The sequence below is a fragment of the Streptomyces marinisediminis genome, assembly GCF_026262575.1.
In the GTDB taxonomy this organism is placed as follows: domain Bacteria; phylum Actinomycetota; class Actinomycetes; order Streptomycetales; family Streptomycetaceae; genus Streptomyces; species Streptomyces marinisediminis.
The window spans coordinates 45,325-65,348 of the sequence record NZ_JAPKFL010000031.1 but is presented as its reverse complement, the minus strand read 5'-3'; the positions used below and the strand labels follow the sequence as shown (position 1 = coordinate 65,348).

At 74.7% G+C, this 20,024-nt stretch carries 12 protein-coding genes and 1 pseudogene; 3 read left to right on the top strand and 10 right to left on the bottom strand.

Annotated elements, in window-relative coordinates; all coding sequences use genetic code 11:
• Positions 1–54: 54 nt before the first annotated feature.
• Positions 55–2,937 (bottom strand): vitamin B12-dependent ribonucleotide reductase, encoded by a 2,883-nt coding sequence (locus OSB71_RS21380; RefSeq protein ID WP_265950405.1) that lies wholly within the window; start codon positions 2,935–2,937, stop codon positions 55–57.
• Positions 2,938–3,068: 131 nt separating this feature from the next.
• Positions 3,069–3,584 (bottom strand): transcriptional regulator NrdR, encoded by a 516-nt coding sequence (gene nrdR, locus OSB71_RS21375; protein ID WP_265950403.1) that lies wholly within the window; start codon positions 3,582–3,584, stop codon positions 3,069–3,071.
• Positions 3,585–4,284: 700 nt separating this feature from the next.
• Between nrdR and lexA the strand changes: the two are divergent.
• Positions 4,285–4,962 (top strand): annotated as a pseudogene (gene lexA, locus OSB71_RS21370) (transcriptional repressor LexA); the annotation flags it as partial.
• 178 nt (positions 4,963–5,140) lie between these two features.
• Here the strand turns inward: lexA and OSB71_RS21365 are convergent.
• The 4 genes from OSB71_RS21365 to OSB71_RS21350 all read right to left on the bottom strand — a co-directional run bounded on the left by OSB71_RS21365 (position 5,141) and on the right by OSB71_RS21350 (position 12,026).
• Positions 5,141–7,171, bottom strand: coding sequence for an ATP-dependent DNA helicase (locus OSB71_RS21365; protein WP_265950400.1), 2,031 nt, complete (start codon positions 7,169–7,171; stop codon positions 5,141–5,143).
• Positions 7,172–7,216: 45 nt separating this feature from the next.
• Entirely contained in the window at positions 7,217–9,040 is a 1,824-nt protein-coding gene (locus tag OSB71_RS21360) for an IucA/IucC family protein (protein ID WP_265950398.1), read from the bottom strand.
• 127 nt (positions 9,041–9,167) lie between these two features.
• Positions 9,168–10,085 (bottom strand): GNAT family N-acetyltransferase, encoded by a 918-nt coding sequence (locus tag OSB71_RS21355; protein WP_265950397.1) that lies wholly within the window; start codon positions 10,083–10,085, stop codon positions 9,168–9,170.
• A 27-nt stretch (positions 10,086–10,112) separates the two neighbouring features.
• Positions 10,113–12,026, bottom strand: a complete 1,914-nt coding sequence (locus OSB71_RS21350; RefSeq protein WP_265950395.1) for an IucA/IucC family protein — start codon at positions 12,024–12,026, stop codon at positions 10,113–10,115.
• 445 nt (positions 12,027–12,471) lie between these two features.
• On the opposite strand from OSB71_RS21350, the gene OSB71_RS21345 reads away from it, so the two are divergent.
• Positions 12,472–13,677 carry a trypsin-like serine peptidase gene (locus OSB71_RS21345; RefSeq protein ID WP_265950393.1) on the top strand — a complete coding sequence of 402 codons (1,206 nt, stop codon included), beginning with the start codon at positions 12,472–12,474 and terminating at the stop codon, positions 13,675–13,677.
• A 118-nt stretch (positions 13,678–13,795) separates the two neighbouring features.
• Here the strand turns inward: OSB71_RS21345 and panD are convergent, their stop codons facing one another.
• Positions 13,796–14,218: an aspartate 1-decarboxylase gene (gene panD, locus OSB71_RS21340; RefSeq protein WP_265950391.1), complete on the bottom strand. Its 423-nt coding sequence runs from the start codon at positions 14,216–14,218 to the stop codon at positions 13,796–13,798.
• A 574-nt stretch (positions 14,219–14,792) separates the two neighbouring features.
• On the opposite strand from panD, the gene OSB71_RS21335 reads away from it, so the two are divergent.
• Entirely contained in the window at positions 14,793–15,512 is a 720-nt protein-coding gene (locus OSB71_RS21335) for a polyamine aminopropyltransferase (RefSeq protein ID WP_265950389.1), read from the top strand.
• A gap of 198 nt (positions 15,513–15,710) precedes the next feature.
• On the opposite strand, the gene OSB71_RS21330 is transcribed toward OSB71_RS21335, so the two are convergent.
• The 3 genes from OSB71_RS21330 to OSB71_RS21320 form a co-directional block, all read right to left on the bottom strand.
• Positions 15,711–16,397, bottom strand: coding sequence for a helix-turn-helix domain-containing protein (locus OSB71_RS21330; RefSeq protein WP_265950387.1), 687 nt, complete (start codon positions 16,395–16,397; stop codon positions 15,711–15,713).
• 322 nt (positions 16,398–16,719) lie between these two features.
• Positions 16,720–18,204, bottom strand: coding sequence for a GTPase HflX (gene hflX / locus OSB71_RS21325; protein WP_265950385.1), 1,485 nt, complete (start codon positions 18,202–18,204; stop codon positions 16,720–16,722).
• A gap of 225 nt (positions 18,205–18,429) precedes the next feature.
• A complete protein-coding gene (locus OSB71_RS21320) occupies positions 18,430–20,010 on the bottom strand; it encodes a M1 family metallopeptidase (RefSeq protein ID WP_265950384.1) in 1,581 nt (526 codons plus the stop codon).
• Positions 20,011–20,024: the final 14 nt, after the last annotated feature.

Sequence of the window (20,024 nt, the reverse complement as noted above, 5' to 3'; positions counted from 1 at the left end):
GGGGGGGGGGGGGCCGGGCCGGGGGCCGCCCCCCGCCCCTCGGCGGTGTTCCGCTCAGCTACAGCCGCTGGTGGAGCCGCAGCCCTCGCAGAGGTAGCAGCTCCCGGCGCGGCGCATCTTGGTGCCGCAGGAGAAGCACAGCGGGGCGTCGGCGTTCATGCCGAGCTGCATCTCGGCGAGCTCCGTGGAGTTGTGCGCCTGCGACGGGGCCGGGCCGGCCTCGGGCGCGCCGGAAGCGGGCTCGTCCTGCTCGGCGTGGCGCGGGGCGGACTGGGCCAGCGCCTCGACGTCGACCTCGTCCTCCGCCTCGTAGGAGCCGGTCTCCAGGTGGCGCTGCCGCTCGGCCGCGGAGTGGATGCCGAGCGCGGAGCGGGTCTCGAAGGGCAGGAAGTCCAGCGCCAGGCGGCGGAAGATGTAGTCGACGATCGACTGGGCCATCCGCACGTCCGGGTCGTCGGTCATTCCGGCCGGCTCGAAACGCATGTTGGTGAACTTCGAGACGTAGGTCTCCAGCGGAACACCGTACTGGAGGCCGACGGAGACGGCGATGGAGAAGGCGTCCATCATGCCGGCCAGCGTCGAACCCTGCTTGGACATCTTGAGGAAGACCTCCCCCAGCCCGTCGTCGGGGTAGGAGTTGGCCGTCATGTAGCCCTCGGCTCCGCTCACCGTGAAGGAGGTGGTGATGCCGGGGCGGCCCTTGGGGAGCCGGCGGCGGACGGGGCGGTACTCGACCACCTTCTCCACCGGGGTCTCGGCCTCCTCGGCGGCCTCCTTCTTCTTGGCCGAGAGCGGCTGTCCGACCTTGCTGTTCTCGACGTACACGGCCAGCGCCTTGGTGCCCAGCTTCCACCCCTGGAGGTAGATCTCCTCGACGTCCTCCACGGTGCTGCTGCTGGGCATGTTCACCGTCTTGCTGATGGCGCCGGAGAGGAACGGCTGGGCCGCGGCCATCATGCGCACGTGGCCCATGGGCGAGATGGAGCGCTCGCCCATGGCGCAGTCGAAGACCTCGTAGTGCTCCGGCTTCAGGCCCGGGGCGTCGATGACGTTCCCGTGCTCGGCGATGTGCGCGACGACGGCCTCGACCTGCTCGTCCAGGTAGCCCAGACGCTTGAGCGCCTTGGGCACCGTGTTGTTGACGATCTGCATCGAGCCGCCGCCGACGAGCTTCTTGAACTTCACCAGGGCCAGGTCGGGCTCGACGCCGGTGGTGTCGCAGTCCATCATCAGGCCGATGGTGCCGGTGGGCGCGAGCACGCTGGCCTGGGCGTTGCGGAAGCCGTGCTTCTTGCCCAGCCGCAGCACGTCCTGCCACGCCTCGGTGGCGGCGGCCCACACCGGGTTGTCCAGGTCGTCCATGCGCCGGGCGGAGCCGTTGGCGTCGGCGTGCTGCGTCATGACGCGGTGGTGGGCCTCGCTGTTGCGCGCGTACCCCTCGTAGGGGCCGACGATCCCGGCCAGCTCGGCCGAGCGGCGGTACGAGGTGCCGGTCATCAGCGAGGTGATGGCGCCGGCCAGCGCGCGTCCGCCGTCGGAGTCGTAGGCGTGGCCGGTGGCCATGAGCAGGGCGCCCAGGTTGGCGTAGCCGATGCCGAGCTGGCGGAAGGCGCGCGTGGTCTCACCGATCTTCTCGGTGGGGAAGTCCGCGAAGCAGATGGAGATGTCCATCGCGGTGATGACCAGCTCGACCACCTTGGCGAAGCGCTCGGCGTCGAAGGACTGGTTGCCCTCGTCGTCGTCCCGCAGGAACTTCATCAGGTTGAGCGAGGCGAGGTTGCACGAGGAGTTGTCCAGGTGCATGTACTCGCTGCACGGGTTGGAGGCGGTGATGCGGCCCGACTCCGGCGAGGTGTGCCAGTGGTTGATCGTGTCGTCGTACTGGATGCCCGGGTCGGCGCACACGTGGGCGGCCTCGGCCATCTTGCGGAACAGGTGGCGCGCGTCGACCTCCTCGATGACCTCGCCGGTCATCCGGGCGCGCAGGCCGAACTTCCCGCCCTCCTCGACGGCCTTCATGAACGCGTCGTTCACCCGCACGGAGTTGTTGGCGTTCTGGTACTGGACGGAGGTGATGTCGTCACCGCCGAGGTCCATGTCGAAGCCCGCGTCCCGCAGGGCGCGGATCTTCTCCTCCTCCTTGACCTTGGTCTCGATGAACGCCTCGATGTCGGGGTGGTCGACGTCCAGGACAACCATCTTGGCGGCGCGGCGGGTGGCGCCGCCGGACTTGATGGTGCCGGCGGAGGCGTCGGCGCCGCGCATGAAGGAGACCGGGCCCGAGGCGTTGCCGCCGGAGGAGAGCAGCTCCTTGGAGGAGCGGATGCGGGAGAGGTTCAGACCGGCGCCGGAACCGCCCTTGAAGATCATCCCCTCTTCCTTGTACCAGTCGAGGATGGACTCCATGGAGTCGTCGACGGAGAGGATGAAGCAGGCGGAGACCTGCTGCGGCTGCTTGGTGCCGACGTTGAACCACACCGGGGAGTTGAACGCGAAGATCTGGTGCAGCACGGCGTAGGCCAGCTCGTGCTCGAAGATCTCCGCGTCGGCGGGCGAGGCGAAGTAGCCGTGCTCCTCACCGGCCGCGCGGTAGGTCCGCACGACGCGGTCGATGAGCTGCTTCAGGCTGGTCTCGCGCTGCGGGGTGCCCACGGCGCCGCGGAAGTACTTGCTGGTCACGATGTTGGTGGCGTTGACCGACCAGAAGTCGGGGAACTCCACGCCGCGCTGCTCGAAGTTGACCGAGCCGTCGCGCCAGTTGGTCATGACGACGTCACGGCGCTCCCAGACCACCTCGTCGTAGGGGTGCACCCCGGGAGTGGTGTGGATGCGCTCCACCCGCAGGCCGCGGCCCGCCTTGGCGGTCTTCTCGGCCTTCTCCGGCTTGCCTGCCTTGGCTCGGGAGCCTCGTGCCGGGCCGCTCGTCGTCTCTGTCATTCCGCCTCCCTGGTACAGGGCGTAAACGCCCCAGTGTGTCCCGATTCTTCCCGGGTCACGGTCTCTGTCAGACACCGGTCCGCGCAGCGCGGCCCGGCTTCACTTGTGCTGTGTGTGTGCCGCCTGGCGCCTCAGTCGCCCGCGGCCGCCGACGCGCCCGTCGCGGTGCCGCCACCCGGCGCGGCGTCGCCCTCCGGCCGCCGCTCCGCCTCCCGCAGTTCCCGGATCGCGGCCTCGAAGTCCTCGAGGCTGTCGAAGGCCCGGTAGACGGAGGCGAAGCGCAGGTAGGCCACCACGTCCAGCTCGCGCAGCGGGCCGAGTATGGCCAGGCCGACGTCGTGCGTGGACAGCTCCGCGCTGCCGGTCGCCCGCACCGCCTCCTCGACCCGTTGGCCGAGCTGGGCGAGCGCGTCCTCACCGACCGGTCTGCCCTGACACGCCTTGCGCACGCCGGCGATCACCTTGTCCCGGCTGAAGGGCTCGGTGACCCCGCTCCGCTTGATCACCGTCAGTGACGCGTTCTCCAGCGTCGTGAAGCGGCGGGAGCAGCACTGGCACTGACGGCGCCTGCGGATGGCGGCGCCGTCGTCGGTCGTCCGGCTGTCGACGACGCGGCTGTCAGGGTGCCGGCAGAAGGGGCAGTGCATCGCGCGTCCACCTTCCTCACCCGTTGTGCGCAGCATGCAGAAACAGTTCCGCGGGGCCGTTCGCGCACCCCTGGAACCAGCCCCCAGCATAGGCGATGCGCCGCACCCCTGAGCACGGGGCACACAAGCTGTTGGGGCCGTGTCTCATACAACCACTAGATGTGGTAGCGCGGAGAGTGAGGTAGGCGAACGCCGCGTGGCGGCGCACGACCGTGGGCGACGGCGCCGGAAACTCCGCGCGAGGCCGCCCGGGGCCGGGGGCGGCACGCGGCGGCCGTGGGCGGCGGCGGCACCGGCCGGCGGGTCGGACGAGCCGAGGGGGCGCGGTGGGGCAGAGTGCCCGCGAGAGCGTATCGCAGCCCCCCTCCCCCGGCGCGCACCGCCGGACCCGTGAGAGCCTCAGACCCATACACCGCAGAGCGTGATCACGTCAGGTCATCCCGGATATTTCACTCGAACGTGTGTTTGGCGCAACCTTTCGAAACCAACTACCGTTGTGCCGCAGGGAGAACAGTTCGAGAGGGGTGCCGACGACGTGACCACCACCGCAGACAGCGCAACGCTCACCGCCCGGGAGAACCGCACCGAGGACGGCTTCACCGGGTCGCTGCCCGGCCACGCGACGCCCGAGGCGCTGGGCGAGCCCGGGGAACCCGGTGCGCCCGGTGCGCCCGGTGCGCCCGCAGGCGAAGCCCCGGCCAAGCCGGGGCGAGCGCTCCCCGGGCGACCACCGGGCATCCGGGCCGACAGCAGCGGGCTCACCGACCGCCAGCGCCGGGTGATCGAGGTCATCCGCGACTCGGTGCAGCGCCGCGGCTACCCGCCGTCCATGCGCGAGATCGGCCAGGCCGTCGGCCTCTCCAGCACCTCCTCGGTGGCCCACCAGCTCATGGCGCTGGAGCGCAAGGGATTCCTGCGGCGTGACCCGCACCGTCCCCGCGCGTACGAGGTGCGCGGCTCCGACGCCCCCAGCACCCAGCCCGCGGACACCGCGGGCAAGCCCGCCGCGTCGTACGTGCCGCTGGTCGGCCGGATCGCCGCGGGCGGCCCCATCCTGGCCGAAGAGTCGGTGGAGGACGTGTTCCCCCTGCCGCGCCAGCTCGTGGGCGACGGCGAGCTGTTCGTGCTCAAGGTGGTCGGTGACTCGATGGTCGAGGCGGCCATCTGCGACGGGGACTGGGTCACCGTCCGGCGGCAGCCCGTCGCCGAGAACGGGGACATCGTGGCGGCGATGCTCGACGGCGAGGCCACCGTCAAGCGCTTCAAGCGGGAGGACGGCCACGTGTGGCTGCTGCCGCACAACGCCGCCTACCAGCCCATCGCGGGCGACGAGGCGACGATTCTGGGCAAGGTCGTCGCCGTGATGCGCCGCATCTGACGTTCGGTTCCTCCCTGCCGGCCCGTCCCGGGGCGCCCGGGGCGGGCCGTCGCCTACTTACGCCCCCGCGCCACGCGTCGCCTCCGGCGCGAACGCGAACGCGGGCACGGGCCACGACGGGGGCGGCGTCCCACTCGGCGGGCGTTCCGCCGAGCCGCCCGGGCCCCCGCACGGGCGGTCACCCCCGCGCGTCCGCGCCCTCCCGCGCCGCCGCGTCGATCGCCGCCAGGGAGCGGCGTACCCGCCCGGCGTCGGTGGTGTACCAGAAGTCCGGCATGGACGCCCGCAAAAACGTGCCGTAGCGGGCCTTCGCCAGCCGCGGGTCGAGCACCGCGACCACACCGCGGTCGCCCGTGGCCCGGATCAGCCGCCCCGCGCCCTGGGCCATCAGCAGCGCGGCGTGCGTCGCGGCCACCGCCATGAAGCCGTTCCCCCCGGCCTCCTCGACCGCCTTCTGCCGCGCGCTCATCAGCGGGTCGTCCGGGCGCGGGAACGGGATGCGGTCCATCACCACCAACTGGCAGTTCACGCCGGGCACGTCCACGCCCTGCCACAGCGACAGGGTGCCGAACAGGCACGTCCCGGCGTCCTCGGCGAAGCGGCGGATCAGCTCCCCGAGCGTCTCCTCGCCCTGGAGCAGCACGGGGACGTCCAGCCGCCCGCGCAGCTCCTCGGCGGCCGCCCGCGCGCCGCGCATGGAGGAGAAGAGCCCGAGGGTCCGCCCGCCCGCGGCCTCGATGAGTTCGGTGAGCTCGGTGAGCATGTCCTCGCGGGCGCCCTCCCGGCCCGGCGGGGAGAGGTGCTGGGCGACGTAGAGGATGCCCTGCTTGCGGTAGTCGAACGGCGAGCCGACGTCCAGGCCGCGCCACACCGGCACGTCCTCGTCGGCGTCGGCCTGTTCGTGCCGGCCCTCCGGGGCGAGGCCGAGGGACGCGCCCACCCCGTCGAAGTCCCCGCCGAGCTTGAGGGTGGCCGAGGTGAGCACCACGGAGCGGTCCTGGAACAGCTTCTCGCGCAGCAGCCCGGAGACGGACAGCGGTGCCACGCGCAGGGAGGCGCCGAACCGGTCGTGCCGCTCGTACCAGATGACGTCGTACGGCGATCCCTGCGCGACGCGTTCCGCCACCGTGTGCACGTTCTCCAACGAGGCGACGGCCTGCTTGCGCACCGCGTCCTCGTCCTGCACCGAGCGGTCCCGGGTGTTGCCCAGGGCCGACAGGCAGCCGCGGGCGGCGTCCCGGAGCGCGGCCAGGGCGTAGCCGAGGTCCTCGGGGACTTCGGTCAGGCGGCCGGGCAGTGCGAGCTCCATGACGCGCTCGAAGCCCTCGGCGGCCGTGAGGAGTTGGTCGGCCGCCTTCTCGTCGACGAGCTTGGCCGCCCGGTTCACCGCCCGGTGCACCCCGCCCGGCGTCAGCTCGCCCGAGGCCACGTTGGTGACCCGGGAGACCAGCTCGTGCGCCTCGTCGACGATCAGCACCTCGTGACCGGGCAGCACCGGGGCGCCCTCGATGGCGTCGATGGCCAGCAGCGCGTGGTTGGTGACGATCACGTCGGCCAGCTTGGCCCGCTCCCGGGCGGCCTCGGCGAAGCACTCGGCGCCGTACGGGCAGCGTGCGGCGCCCAGGCACTCGCGGGAGGAGACCGACACCTGGGACCAGGCACGGTCGGAGACGCCCGGGGTGAGCCCGTCGCGGTCGCCCGTCTCCGTCTCGTCCGCCCAGTCCCGCAGCCGCAGCAGGTCCTTGCCGAGCTTGCTGGACGGGCCGGAGGCGGTGGGGGCGGACTGCGCGGCGGCCTCGAACGGGTCGAACAGGCCGGGTTCGTCCTCCGCGGGCACGCCCTCGTGCAGCCGGTGCAGGCACAGGTAGTTGGAGCGGCCCTTGAGCATGGCGTACTCGGGGCGGCGGCGCAGCAGCGGGTGCAGGGCCTCCACGGTGCGCGGCAGGTCGCGCTCGACGAGCTGCCGTTGCAGCGCGAGCGTGGCCGTGGCCACGACGACCCGCTCGCCCTGCGCCAGAGCGGGCACCAGGTACCCGAGGGACTTTCCGGTACCGGTGCCCGCCTGGACCAGCAGGTGGGTTCCCTCACCGACGGTCTCGGCCACCGCCTCGGCCATGGCGACCTGGCCGGGCCGCTCGGTGCCGCCGACCGCGGTGACGGCGGCGTGGAGGAGTTCGGAGAGGGCGGGGCCGCCGGATGGTGCGCTCATAGGGCAGCCACCTTAAGGGGTGCCACCGACAACGCGCTCGCCCGCTCACCCCGCGTACAGGGGGTTGGGTACCGTGCCCTCGACGACGGCGTGCGGCCGGGCGGCCCGGTCGCGGTAGCCGTCGGCGTAGAGCCGGTTGCGGTTCAGGCACAGCCGTCCGATGCGCTCGGTCAGCAGGTCGAACAGCTCGTAGCGGCGCTTGAGCTCGGGGAAGCGGCGCTGGTAGCGCAGCACCTCCTCGCGCACGAGCGCCCAGAACTCGTCCGGGGGCACGTCGAGCTGCGCGGCGCACAGCGGCGCGAGGTAGCGGAAGACGCCGACGAACAGCCCCGTGTGGATGAACTGGGGCAGGAACTCCGGCGGCTCGGTGAGCAGTGTGGACCGCACCGCGTCGGGCAGGTCGGCCAGCTCCGGCAGCGGGTGGGCGGAGAGGTTGACGTCGTCGACGAAGTCCTTGACCGCCAGCCGTGCCGGTACCTCCCGTTCGTCGAAGACGATCACGGCGTTCTCCCCGTGCGGGGAGAAGACGGTGCCGTAGCGGTAGAGGAAGTGCAGCAGCGGCGGCAGCAGGGCCTGGAAGAAGTGGCGCAGCCAGACGCGGGGCGGCAGCCCGGAGCGGTGCACCAGCTCGGTGGTCAGGCACCGGCCGGCCGGGTCGGTGTGCAGCAGGGCGGCCAGGCTGCGGGCCCGCTCGCCCGGCGCCAGGTACGGGCCCACCGGTTCGCGCCAGATGCAGCCCAGCAGCTCGCGGTACTGGTACGGCACGCCGGGCAGCCGGTCGTACAGCGGGTGTTCGACGGTCACCGAGGCCACTTCCCCCAGGAGGACGACGCGGGTCTCGTCGCGCAGGAAGGGGTCGGTGTCGCGCAGCCGGTGGATCCACCCGGTGACGGCCGGGGCGGCGAGCGTGCGCTCGGTGGGCAGGCCCCGCCACACGAGGGTGTTGAGCACCGACAGGGGCAGCTTGACCGTGCGGGCCGCCGGGCGGCTGACGTTGAGGAACGTGCGCACCGACTGCTGCGGCAGCCGCAGGTCCTCGTCCCGTGGCAGCGGGATGATCAGGTCGTCCGCGAGCTGGGCGGCGAACAGGGGCACGATCGTCTCGTCCCACTGCCAGGGGTGCACCGGCAGCCACAGGTAGTCCGCGGGGTCGCGGCGGCGGTCCAGGACGGTCCGGGCGAAGACCTGCCGGGTCCGCGGGGTCAGCTCGTCGGCGTAGAGCCGGTCGGCGGTGGCCAGGGCCGGGGTGCCGCGGTAGCGGGCCAGCTCGCGGTGGACGGCGACCCACGGCAGCCGCGCCGGGGTGCGGGCCTCCGGGGCCCACCGGTCGGCGTCGGCGGCGGAGAAGCCCAGGCGCCCCTTGCTGGCGACGAGCCACGGGTGCCCGGTGAGGTGGCCCTCCAGCTCGGCGTACCCGAGGTCGGCCAGCGCGGCCGCGGTGGGCGCGGCCCGGGCGATGCGGACGTCGGCGGCCAGCGTGGCGGTGAGTTCGCGCAGGAGGTGGCCGAGGGTGTCGCCGGGCAGGTGGAGCAGGGTGTCGTGCGCGTCGGCGAGGAAGGCGAGCGGGTCGGCGGCGGGGGTGATCGAGGCGGGGTCGACCTCCCAGTGCCCGTAGGCCCCGCGCCGCGCGGTGAACCGGTAGTCGTGGCCGCCGGGGACGGCCAGCCGGTAGGGCCGGGGCGCGGCCGCGGCCCCGGCCGCGGCGTCGAGGTCGGTGGCCGGGCCGTCGGCGGCGGCGAGGTCGCGGCGCGGGACGAGGGGTTCGGGGGTGAGCACGCCCTCGTAGGCGTACTCGCCGAGCAGCTTGGCGAAGAGCCGCCGGGCGGCGGCGTGCCAGGCGGCGCCCGGCGCGGAGGGTATCGGTGGCAAGTGCGTTCTCCTCGGGGTGCGAAGCCGGGGCGGGCGGGTGGCTCCGGTCCTTCCGGTCGCCACGTCCCCGGCGGGGGCGGCGAGGGCGGAGGGGCAGGACCGCTGGGAACGACGTGCTGGGCCGGTCCTACGGCGGGGGCGGCACGCGGTCGCGGACGACGAGGGCGGCCCGCTTGTCCGGCAGGTCGACCTCGGCGGCCAGGCGGAAGCCCGCCCGCAGGAACGCGGCGACGGACGCGGTGTTGCGCACGTCCGGCTCGGCGAGGACGCGGTGGCAGACGGGCCGGTGGGTGAGCACGAGGTCGGCCACGGTGCGCAGCAGGGCGGTGCCCAGACCGCGCCCGCGCCGGGAGGGCGAACCGATCAGCAGGTGCACGCCGGTGTCGTGCGGCCGCGTCGGGAAGTGCCGGGCCAGCGGGTCGAGGTCGGCGCGGTAGAGCTCCCAGTAGCTCATGGGCGTGCCGTCGAGCACGCCGAGGCAGGGCACGCTGCGGCCGTCTCCGCGGATCTGGGCCCGCAGGTGGTCTCCGGTGGTCTCCGGCGGCCCGGCCAGCTCCCAGTAGGCGGCCACACCGGGCTCGTTCATCCAGCCGCTGATCATCGCCAGGTCCCGCTCGACGCGGACGGGCACGAGCTGGAAGACGCCCACGGCCGCGTCGACGGGCGGCCAGTCGGCCACGTCCCCGAGCAGTTCGGTGCCGGAGGCGGAATTCCCGGCACCGAAGCGGTCCGCGTCCGCCGGGGGCCGGGCCGTGCCGCCGGGGGGCGGCGGCGCTCCCCGGCCGGGGCCCGCGAGGAACTCGGCGGGGAGGTGGAGGTCGAGGGTGTCGTCCTCGTCCGGGTCGGCCCCGGGCCGGGAACCGGCACCCGGCCGGGAACCGGGTCCGGGTTCGGGTCCGCCGCCGGAGCCGGGGTCGAGCCCGCCGCCCGAACCGTCGCCGCCCCGGCCGGTGCCGGGGCCGCTGCCGACACCGGTGCCGCTGCCGACACCGGGCGGTGCGGGGGGCGGCTGGCGGAGGTGGGTGGCGGGATCGGTGGACGGCACGACGCCGCCTCCTCTCGGCTGGACGCGCTAGCGTGCGGCGAGCGGGTTGGGGAACGTCACGTACACGGACTGGGTGTCGACCGGCCCGACCAGCTCGTCCATGCCGTGCAGCCGGGTGAGCAGGTTCGCCTTGCACCGCAGCGCGGGCGCGTCCAGCAGGAGGGCGGGCAGCGGCGAGCACGGTTCGTCCCCGGTGCTCCTCGCCCGCCCGGTCAGGAAGTGCCGGAACGCCGCGAGCAGCAGCGCCTCGTCGACGCCGAGCTGGGAGCCGAAGGCCCCGACGAGGCCCAGGACGTGGTTGATGCCCAGGTAGTAGGCGAACCGCTCGTCGGTGACGGCGTCCGGGACGAAGGAGTCGCTCGCCTCTCCGACACCCGGCACCCGGGCCTGGAGCGCGGCACGGTGGGAGGCGCGGAAGTAGTAGCCCTGGTTGTCGCGGTAGCGGCCGCCCCGGGGCCAGCCCTGGGCGTCCAGCAGGACCACCGTGTTCTGCTGGTGCGCCTCCAGCGCGACGCCCGCGTGGGCGTCGAGCCACAGCACCGGGGCCACGACGACGTCCAGGTAGCGCAGGAACCACTCGGCGGCCACGGCGGTCAGGGCGCGGCCGCTGCGCTGGGCGATCCCCTCGACGGCGTCGGCGAGCCGGGAGCGCGTGGGGTGGCCCGGGACGCCGGGCCAGGGGCGGGGCGAGGTGAGGGCCGCGACGCAGAGGGCGTCGTCGCCCGGGGCGAACGGGTTGTGCCGCAGCACGGTGTCCAGCCCCGGGACCGGCTGCCCGTCCAGGCCGTCGACGCCGAGCCAGGCGGGGTCGCGCACGATGTCGAACCCGGGGTGGGCCGCGCGCCATCGCTCGCCCAGCCCGCTGCGCAGCAGCCGGTGCACGTCCACCCCCCGGCGCAGCTCCTTGCGCAGATTGTCCCGGCGCGAGTTGGTGATGCGCACGCCCAGGGAGAGCTTGAGCATCACCGCCGTGTCCGCCCGGGCGACGGTGCGCACCGACGAGGTCGGGTGCCAGGGGACGCCGTGCGGTCCCAGGTCGTGCAGCAGGCCGGCGTCCAGCAGGGCGCGGACGGCCGCCCGGTGCCGGACCTCGCGGGCCTGCCACGGGTGCAGCGGCAGCGGCACGACGGCGTCCCCGGGCATCCGGAGCCCGGCGGCGAGCCGGGTGGCCAGCCGGGCGGCGGGCAGGCAGCGCCCGCGCTCCGTCCAGGCGGAGTCGGAGGCGAGCACCGAGGGGTCGACGCCGAACCAGTGCAGGGGGAAGGCGCCGTGCAGCTCCGGCGCGTACCGCTCGTCCTCCTCCTCGGTGAGCCCCTCGCGGCTCTTGGGCGCGGGGTGCAGCGGGTGGCCGAGCACGAGCGACTGCTCCCCGGCCAGGAAGTGTCCGGTGTCCGCCGGGTCGTCGGGGGCGGCGCGGCGCGCGGCCACGAAGCGGGCGGTGCGGCGGACGGAGTCGGCCACGCGGCCCACCAGGTCGGCGCCGTCCCCCGCGGTGCCGGTGTGCTGGCGGGCGGCCTCCCGGGCGAGCAGGGCGGCCAGGGTGACGGCGTCGACGTCGGGGGCGTCGCGCGGGGCGTCGGCCAGGCGGGGCGGGCCGAAGCGGTGCCAGCCGGTGGGCGACCAGTAGCGGACCGGGACGTGGACGGCCGTGCCGGTGGCCGGCAGCGGCACGCAGAGCACGTCTCCCGGCGGCGGGCCGCCGACCCCCGTCTCCCGCAGCCAGCAGCGCAGCAGGTTCTCCACCCCGGCCGCGTCGGCGGCGCGGGCGGGGTCGGGGGCGTCCAGCGGGTCGGGCCCGGCGCCGCCGGGGAGCCGTCCGGCCACCGTGCGGCGCGCCTGGCGCGGGACCGTCGGGTCCTCAAGCAGCCGGGCGTGGGGCGGCGGGGCCGCGGGCGCGTCCCCCGTCCCGGGTTCGGCGGCCGGTTCGGCGCGTTCGTCCACAAGACCTCCCTGAACGTGCGGGAGCCGCTGAGCAGCCCGCAGGGAGTAACGACGCGGCGGCCCGGGGATCACGGCCGGGGCCGAAAATGCTCGGCGCGGCGGCGCGGGTCGCGCGGCGCACGCGCCCGCCGATCCGGCCGGACCGGCCCGTACCGGACGCACCGGGCGTGCCGTCGGACGTGCCGGGCGTGCCGACCGCGATCCGCCCGCCCGGCGGGTGTGCGGGACGGGCGGCGGCGGAACCGCGGACCCACCAGCCGCCGTCGTAGGCGGCACCGGCATAGTGGGGGGCGCCTCGCTCCAGCGCGGTGCATGACAAGCCGTACGCAGAACCGCACGCACAACCGCGCCCACGCACAACGTGGGCACGACAGGCCGTACACCCGACAAACCGTTCGCACGACGATCCGTTCCAGGACGTTCCGTTCCCAGGGGGAGCCCGTACATGTCAGCCATGCCCAAGGCCGTCCGGCGCCGTCCGGCGCTGGCCTCGGTCGCACTGGTGGCCGCGCTCGCGGTGGCCGCCACCGCCTGCGGTCCCGAGGAGGTGGGGCCGGACGACGCCAATCCCGGCGCGTCCGCCCCCGGCAACCTGGACCCCGGGGAACTGGGCCTGCCCGACGACCTGTCCTTCAGCCTCGACGACCTCAAGCGCTGGAAGGAGGGCGAGTGGGACGACTGGGAGCCGGACGGCTGGCTGGGGGACGCCAAGGAGTTCATCAACCCGGTCATCGAGGACCTCTGGGACCGGCAGCGTATGAAGGACGCCGAGGAGCCGGAGCGGGAGGTCGACGAGGACGAGATCGAGGGCACGCCCGACGGTGACGGCTCCGGCGCGACGGAGGACGAGGGCGTCACCGACCCGGAGCCCGCGCCCGTCGAGGCGGCGCCGGTCCGCACCCCGTACACCGAGAACGCGGCGCCCTACGGCAAGGTCTTCATGGACACCCCCGGTGGCCAGATGGTCTGCTCCGGCACCGTGGTGCGGGACCCGGCCAGCCCGGGGAAGTCCAACCTGGTGGCCACGGCCGGCCACTGCGTACACGGCGGGCAGGGCAAGGGCTGGTTCCGCAACGTCGTCTTCGTGCCCGGGTACAACAACGCGGGGCTGCCGGCCGAGCGGCTGGAGACGGCTCCCGAGGAGGACGTGCTCCCGCACGGCATCTGGTGGGCCGCGGAGGCAGCGACCACCGACCACTGGCGCGAGGCGGGGGCCGACACCGGTGGCGCGGGCGCGGCGCAGGACTTCGCGGTGCTGGCCGTCAGCCCCGAGAACGGCGGCGCCGCCTCGCTGGAGGAGACCGTCGGCGCGGCGGTGCCCGTCAACTTCAGTCTGCCGCCGGTCGGCACGCTGAGTGAGCTGACGGCCCGCGGCTACCCCGCGGCGCCGCCCTTCGACGGCAGCGCGATGTTCGGCTGCGCCGACGCTCCCGGGCGCCTGACGATCGACACGGCGCAGCCGACGATGTACCGGGTGGGCTGCACCATGACCGGCGGCTCGTCCGGCGGCGGCTGGGTCGCACCCGGTCCGGACGGCGCCGACGAGCTCTACTCGGTGACGTCGATCGGCCCGACCACGGCGACCTGGCTGGCCGGCCCCCGCCTGGGCCCCGAGGCGAAGGCGGTCTTCGAAGCCCTCTCCGGTTCCTGACGCCCGCGCCCCCGCCCGGCGGGCGGGGGCGGGAGCGGGACGTGACACACCGCAGGCGAACGCCCCGAGGCCCGGCACGTGGCGTGCCGGGCCCCGGGGCGTTCGCCTGCGCGGCGCGTCAGGCGGAGGCCACCGCGTACGGGCTGCGGGCGGTGTCCGTGCCGGGGACGGGGGCGGAGGGGTCGGCGCCGAGGTCGACGACGCGGTTGTCGGCGTCCACGTGCACGATCCTCGGCCGGTACGCGCGCGCCTCGGCGTCCTCCATCTGCCCGTAGCTGATGAGGATGACCAGGTCGCCGGGGTGCACCAGGTGTGCGGCGGCGCCGTTGATGCCGACGACGCCCGAGCCGCGCTCCCCCGCGATGGTGTAGGTCTCCAGGCGGGCGCCGTTGGTGATGTCCACGATGTGCACGAGTTCGCCGGGGAGCAGGTCCGCGGCGTCCAGCAGGTCGGCGTCGACGGTGACCGATCCCACGTAGTGCAGGTCGGCCTCGGTGACCGTCGCTCGGTGGATCTTGGACTTGAACATGGTCCGCATCATCGAGGTACTCCCGGATCTCTGCTCCCTGCCTGCGTCGACGCAGGTCAAGTGCGGTTTCCTAGACTGGAACGACTCGCGGCGCGGCGAGCATTCCCCCGGGTGGCCCGGGGCCCGACGCCGGCCGGTGGTCCGACTTTCACGGTGCACCGCCCGCCTGTTCGAGCGAAGTCGGCCACCCCTCGCCCTCCCCTGCCGCGACGACGGCGCCAGCCTACGCGACCTGCGGGGACCCGCCACAGCCCCGCACCCCGCTCCCGTGCGGTCCTGTGGTGGGGAACACAGCGCCCGCCGACGGCCCGGCGCGGGTGCCGCCGACCCCGTGGTGCCCACCGGTGGCTTACGGTGACCTACCGTGGCCCACGGGCGGCCGCCCGGCGGCCGAGTGCCGGGGACGGCCGTGGGACGGTGGGCCCCGGTGGCGACGGACCGGGCGGGGACGCCCCGGGCGGCGCCCGCCCGCCGCGGACGACCGAGCGGGATGTCCGGGTGTCGGGGCCCGGGTGTCCGGATGGCCCGATGGCCCGATGGCCCGATGGCCCGATGGCCCGATGGCCGAGGAGAAGGCGGGAGAGGCGTGAGCGCACGGTTCCAGGAGCTCGACTGGCGGTCCACGCCCAAGGGCGAGATCAGCCTGCGGCGACGGCGCGAGCCGGCCTCGGGTGCGGAGGTCTACGAGGTCAAGCTCGGTGCCGAGTTCCTGATGTCGAGCCTGTTCACGGCCGGTGAGGAGGCCCTGGCGCGGCTCGGGCTGGAGAGGGCGCCCGGAGACGGACTGGACGTGGTGGTCGGCGGCCTGGGCCTGGGCTACACCGCCCGGACGGCACTGCGCGACGCCCGGGTGCGCTCGCTGCTGGTGGTCGAGGCGCTGGGCGAGGTGATCGAGTGGCACCGGCGGGGGTTGGTGCCGCTCGGTGCGGAGCTCGCGTCGGATCCCCGCTGCCGCCTGGTGCACGGCGACTTCTTCGCCATGACGGGCGAGGCCGGGTTCGACCCCGACCAGCCGGGCCGCCTCTTCGACGCCGTCCTGCTGGACATCGACCACACCCCGGACCACGTGCTCGACCCCGGCCACGCCCCCTTCTACGAGCCCGCGGGGCTGCGCACGCTGGCGGCTCGCCTGCGGCCGGGCGGCGTCTTCGCCCTGTGGTCGGACGATCCGCCGAGCGCGGACTTCGAGCAGCGGCTCGCGAAGGTGTTCGCGGAGCCGGAGAGCCACGTCGTCACGTTCGACAACCCGCTGCACGGGGGCACCTCGGCCAACACCGTCTACGTCGCCCGCGCGCCACAGCGCTGACCCGGCGCGGACGGCGGCCCTGCCACACGGCGGGCCGCGCCTCGGCACACCGCGCCCGCCCTCCGGGACCCGCGGCGTGCGCCCGTTCCCGATCCGGCGCGCAGGCGGCCAGCGGCGGGCACGGTGGGCGCCCGGGAGCCTTCCGCGGACGAACCGCCCGGGCCGCCCCGGTCTTCCGGCCGTCCCGGCGGGGGCGCGTCAGGGCGTGTCGATGCGGCGGCCGGTGAGCAGGCGCGGCACGAGGCACACCCACACGTCCCGCCGGCCCTGCGGCCACGGACGGCTGTAGGCGGTCTCCTCCAGGCGGCGCACCTGCTCCGCGTCGGTCACCTCACGGGCGACGCCGCGCACGAGCACGCTCCAGCCCTGGCTCAGCGCGTCGTCGATCCGGTCGACCTCGAAGGCGGTGTCCTGGTTGACGACGTCGGCCGGGCCGGTGCCGAGCGCGGTGCGGAACACGATCGCGTCGTCGACGACGCTGTAGTTCACCGGGGTGATGGCCGGGCCGTCGGGGGTGGCCGTCAGCAGCCTGCCGACCCCGTGGGTGGACAGCAGCTCCCGGCACTCCTCGTCGCTCAGCTCCCGCATCCGCGCGTGTGCCGACGCGCGGCCGGTTCCCGGCGGCAGGTCGGTCTCCCCGCCGTGCAGCGCGGACACCGTGGTCTCCAGCGCGTTGGCTATGCGCAGCAGGACGCCGCTGCCCGGGGCCGCGCTGGGCCGCTCCTCCAGGTACTCCAAATAGCCCGGTGCGGTTCCGGCCCGGTGCGCCGTCTCCTCGCGGCTGAGCCCGAGCTCCTCCCGCCGCCGGGCGATACGCCGCCCGATGTCGCCGCGGGCCCGGCCCCGTCGCGGGTCGGTGTCCTGCGAGGCCGTCTGCTTCGTCATGGTCACGCTCCGATCGCTGTGCTCGGGGCCCGGACGGGCGGGGGCCGCTCCGGTCACTGCCTCCAGAGTGCCCCCTCGGGGCGCCGCACGGGTCTGCGGTTCCGGCCGGACGCGGCGCTCGCCTCAGGCACGCGCGAGGGCCCGCGCCGCCTCCTCGTCCCGGGTACCCCCTCCGGCCGGGAACGCACGGCGCCGTCCGACCGCGACGCGCTGCCCGGGCGTGCCGCCGGGCCCCGCGGCGGCCCCGTCCGTCCCGCCCCCGCACACGGCACCGCCCCCGCCCGCACGGTGGCGGACGGGGGCGGGACGCCGGACGGCGCGGTCAGGCGGTGTACGGCGACAGCGCGGCGGCCAGCTCCTCGTGGACGCGCGCGGTGACCCGGGTGCCCGTCTCGGTGTGCTCCTCGCAGAGCAGTTCCCCCTCGGAGTGCACGCGCGAGACCAGCGCGCCCTCGGTGTAGGGCAGCAGCGCCCGCACCTCGACCGCCGGGCGGGGCAGCTCCGCGTCGATCAGGGCGAGCAGCTCCTCGACGCCCGCGCCGGAGTGGGCGGAGACGGCCAGGGCGTGCGGCTCGGCGCGCAGCAGCCGCGCGAGGACGTCCGGGTCGGCGATGTCCGCCTTGTTGATCACCACGACCTCGGGCACGTCCACCGCGCCCACGTCGCGCAGGACCTCCCGCACGGCGGCGAGCTGCTCCTCGGGCACCGGGTGGGAGCCGTCGACCACGTGCAGGATCAGGTCGGAGTCGCCGACCTCCTCCATCGTGGAGCGGAACGCCTCGACCAGATGGTGCGGCAGGTGCCGCACGAAACCGACCGTGTCCGCCAGCGTGTACTGCCGGCCGCTGGGCGTCTCCGCCCGGCGGACCGTCGGGTCCAGCGTGGCGAACAGGGCGTTCTCGACCAGCACCCCGGCGCCCGTGAGCCGGTTGAGCAGCGAGGACTTGCCCGCGTTGGTGTAGCCCGCGATGGCCACCGACGGCACCTGGTTGCGGCGGCGCTCCTGCCGCTTGACGTCCCGGCCGGTCTTCATCTCGGCGATCTCGCGGCGCAGCTTGGCCATCTTCTCGCGGATGCGCCGGCGGTCCGTCTCGATCTTGGTCTCGCCCGGGCCGCGCGTGGCCATGCCGCCACCGGAGGAACCGGATCCGCCACCGCCCATCTGCCGGGACAGGGACTGGCCCCAGCCGCGCAGCCGCGGCAGCATGTACTGCATCTGGGCCAGCGAGACCTGCGCCTTGCCCTCCCGGGACTTGGCGTGCTGGGCGAAGATGTCGAGGATCAGCGCGGTGCGGTCCACCACCTTCACCTTGACGACGTCCTCCAGGTGGATGAGCTGGCCGGGGCTCAGCTCGCCGTCGCAGATGACGGTGTCGGCGCCGGTCTCCAGGACGATGCCCTGCAGCTCCTCGGCCTTGCCGGAGCCGATGTAGGTGGCCGGGTCGGGCTTGTCGCGGCGCTGGATCACGCCGTCGAGCACGTGCGCGCCGGCCGTCTCGGCGAGGGCGGCGAGCTCGGCGAGCGAGTTCTCCGCGTCCCGCGCGGTACCGGACGTCCACACGCCGACGAGCACGACCCGCTCCAGGCGGAGCTGGCGGTACTCGACCTCGGTGACGTCCTGCAGTTCCGTCGACAGGCCCGCGACGCGGCGCAGTGCGGCGCGCTCGGACCGGTCGAGCTGGTCGCCGTCGCGCGCGGCGTCGACGTCCTCACTCCACGCGACGTCCTCCTCCATCAAGGCGTCGGCGCGACGCGTAGCCGGTTCGGTGCGCTGGCCGAGGTGCGGAAGAGAAGAAGAGAAGGTCAATGCTGTCCTTACGTCGATGGAGAGGGAGGAGCCCGGGAACCCTTGGCAGGGGCCCGGGAACCCTTGGTCCGTCCAACGCCCGGCGCGCGGGGTTCATTCCCGGGCCGCGGGCCGCCGGGGCCGGCCGGACGCGAGACGCGGTGGTCCGTCACACGATGGTGGCACGTCCGGGCCGCGCCGTCACCCCGTTAACGGCGCGCCGCGACGGCGGGCACCGCGGGCGCCTCAGCGGAGGGCCGACCACTCCGGGTGGCCGGGCATGGCCGGGGTGCGCTCGCCGTGGAGCCAGTCGTGCAGGAAGCCCGTCAGGTCCCGGCCCGCGACCTCACCGGCCAGGGCGACGAAGTCGGCGGTGCCGGCCACGCCGTGTTCGTACCGGTCCACCCAGGCGCGCTGGAGCCGGTCGAACGCCTCCGGTCCGATGTGCTGCCGCAGCGCGTACAGGACGACGGCGGCCCCGTCGTACACGATCGGCTGAAAGATGTCGAGCCTGTCCGCCCCGTCCGACGCCGGCGGGGTGAGCCGGGCGGGCGGCCCGTAGGCCTCGCGCCAGCGGTCGGAGAACGCGTACGCCCGCTCGACGCGCTCGGCCAGCGGCGGCCCGCCGTGCTCGGCGGCGTACGACCACTCGTACCAGGTGGCGTGCCCCTCGCTCAGCCACAGGTCGCTCCACCGGTGCGGGCTGACGCTGTTGCCGAACCAGTGGTGGGCCAGCTCGTGCACCATCACCGCCTCCCGGTGCCAGTCGGTGTAGCCGCCCCCGGTGAAGAAGTCCAGCGAGAACAGGGAGAGGGTCTGCGTCTCCAGGGCGAAGCCGAGGTCGGCGTCGGCGACCAGCACCCCGTAGGTCTCGAACGGGTAGGGGCCCACCCGGCGTGTCAGCCACTCCAGGTGCCCGGGGGTCTTCTCCAGCCACGGCTCCAGCGCGGCGCGGTGCCGGGTCGGCACGACGTCGCGCAGCGGGACGCCGCCGGGCCCCTGGCGGCGCAGCACGGTGGCCGGGACGACGGCGACCTGGGCCAGCTCGGTGGCCAGGGGACGCGCGGTGGCGTAGGTCCAGGTGGCCTCGCCGTCGCGCGCCCGGTGCGAGACGGCGCGCCCGCTGGCGACGACGGTGAACCGCTCGGGCGCGGTGACGCGGAAGGTGAAGCGCGCCTTGTCGGAGGGGTGGTCGTTGCCGGGGAAGACGCGGTGCGCGGCGTCCGCCTGGTTCGCCATGGCCAGCCCGCCGTCCCGGGTGCGGACCCACCCGGTGGGCACGGAGCCGCCGGTGGGGCTGGTGTGCCGGACGTCGACGCGCAGGGCGTCCCCCCGGGTGAGCGGGCGCGCCGGGGTGAGCACGAGGTCCTCCCCGGCCGCCGTCCACGGCGCCGCGGCGCCGCCCACGCGGACCGAGTGGACGGTGCCGCCCGCGAAGTCGAGGTTGACCGTCTCCAGGCGCTCGTCGGTCACCTCCGCCTCGATGCGCGTCCTGGCCTCCAGCGGCGCGGTGTTGTCGCCGCCGTAGGTCAGGGCGATGTCGTAGTGCAGCACGTCGTACCCGGGGTTCCCCAGGGTGGGGAAGAGCCGGTCGCCCACACCCAGCGGCTGCGGCGGCCCGCCGGCGGCGACGAGGGCCAGGCAGGAACCCGCCGCGACGGCGGCCACGCGGGCGCGGCGGACGGCGGCGCGGCGACCGGCTGCGCGGCGGACGACGGCGCGGCGACCGGAGACGCAGCCGGCGAGAGCGCGGCGGACGGCTCTGGGGGCGCGGCGGGTGGCGGAACGGGCGGCGGGTGCGGTGGAGCGGGCGGCGGCGCGGGTCATGGTCCACCGCTACC

Excerpts from the sequence above, each read along its gene's own strand:
- nrdR (WP_265950403.1), bottom strand. The coding sequence starts at position 3,584 with ATGCACTGCCCCTTCTGCCGGCACCCTGACAGCCGCGTCGTCGACAGC.
- OSB71_RS21320 (WP_265950384.1), bottom strand. The coding sequence starts at position 20,010 with ATGACCCGCGCCGCCGCCCGCTCCACCGCACCCGCCGCCCGTTCCGCC.
- OSB71_RS21345 (WP_265950393.1), top strand. The coding sequence starts at position 12,472 with ATGTCAGCCATGCCCAAGGCCGTCCGGCGCCGTCCGGCGCTGGCCTCG.
- OSB71_RS21380 (WP_265950405.1), bottom strand. The coding sequence starts at position 2,937 with ATGACAGAGACGACGAGCGGCCCGGCACGAGGCTCCCGAGCCAAGGCA.
- OSB71_RS21330 (WP_265950387.1), bottom strand. The coding sequence starts at position 16,397 with ATGACGAAGCAGACGGCCTCGCAGGACACCGACCCGCGACGGGGCCGG.
- OSB71_RS21365 (WP_265950400.1), bottom strand. The coding sequence starts at position 7,171 with ATGAGCGCACCATCCGGCGGCCCCGCCCTCTCCGAACTCCTCCACGCC.
- panD (WP_265950391.1), bottom strand. The coding sequence starts at position 14,218 with ATGATGCGGACCATGTTCAAGTCCAAGATCCACCGAGCGACGGTCACC.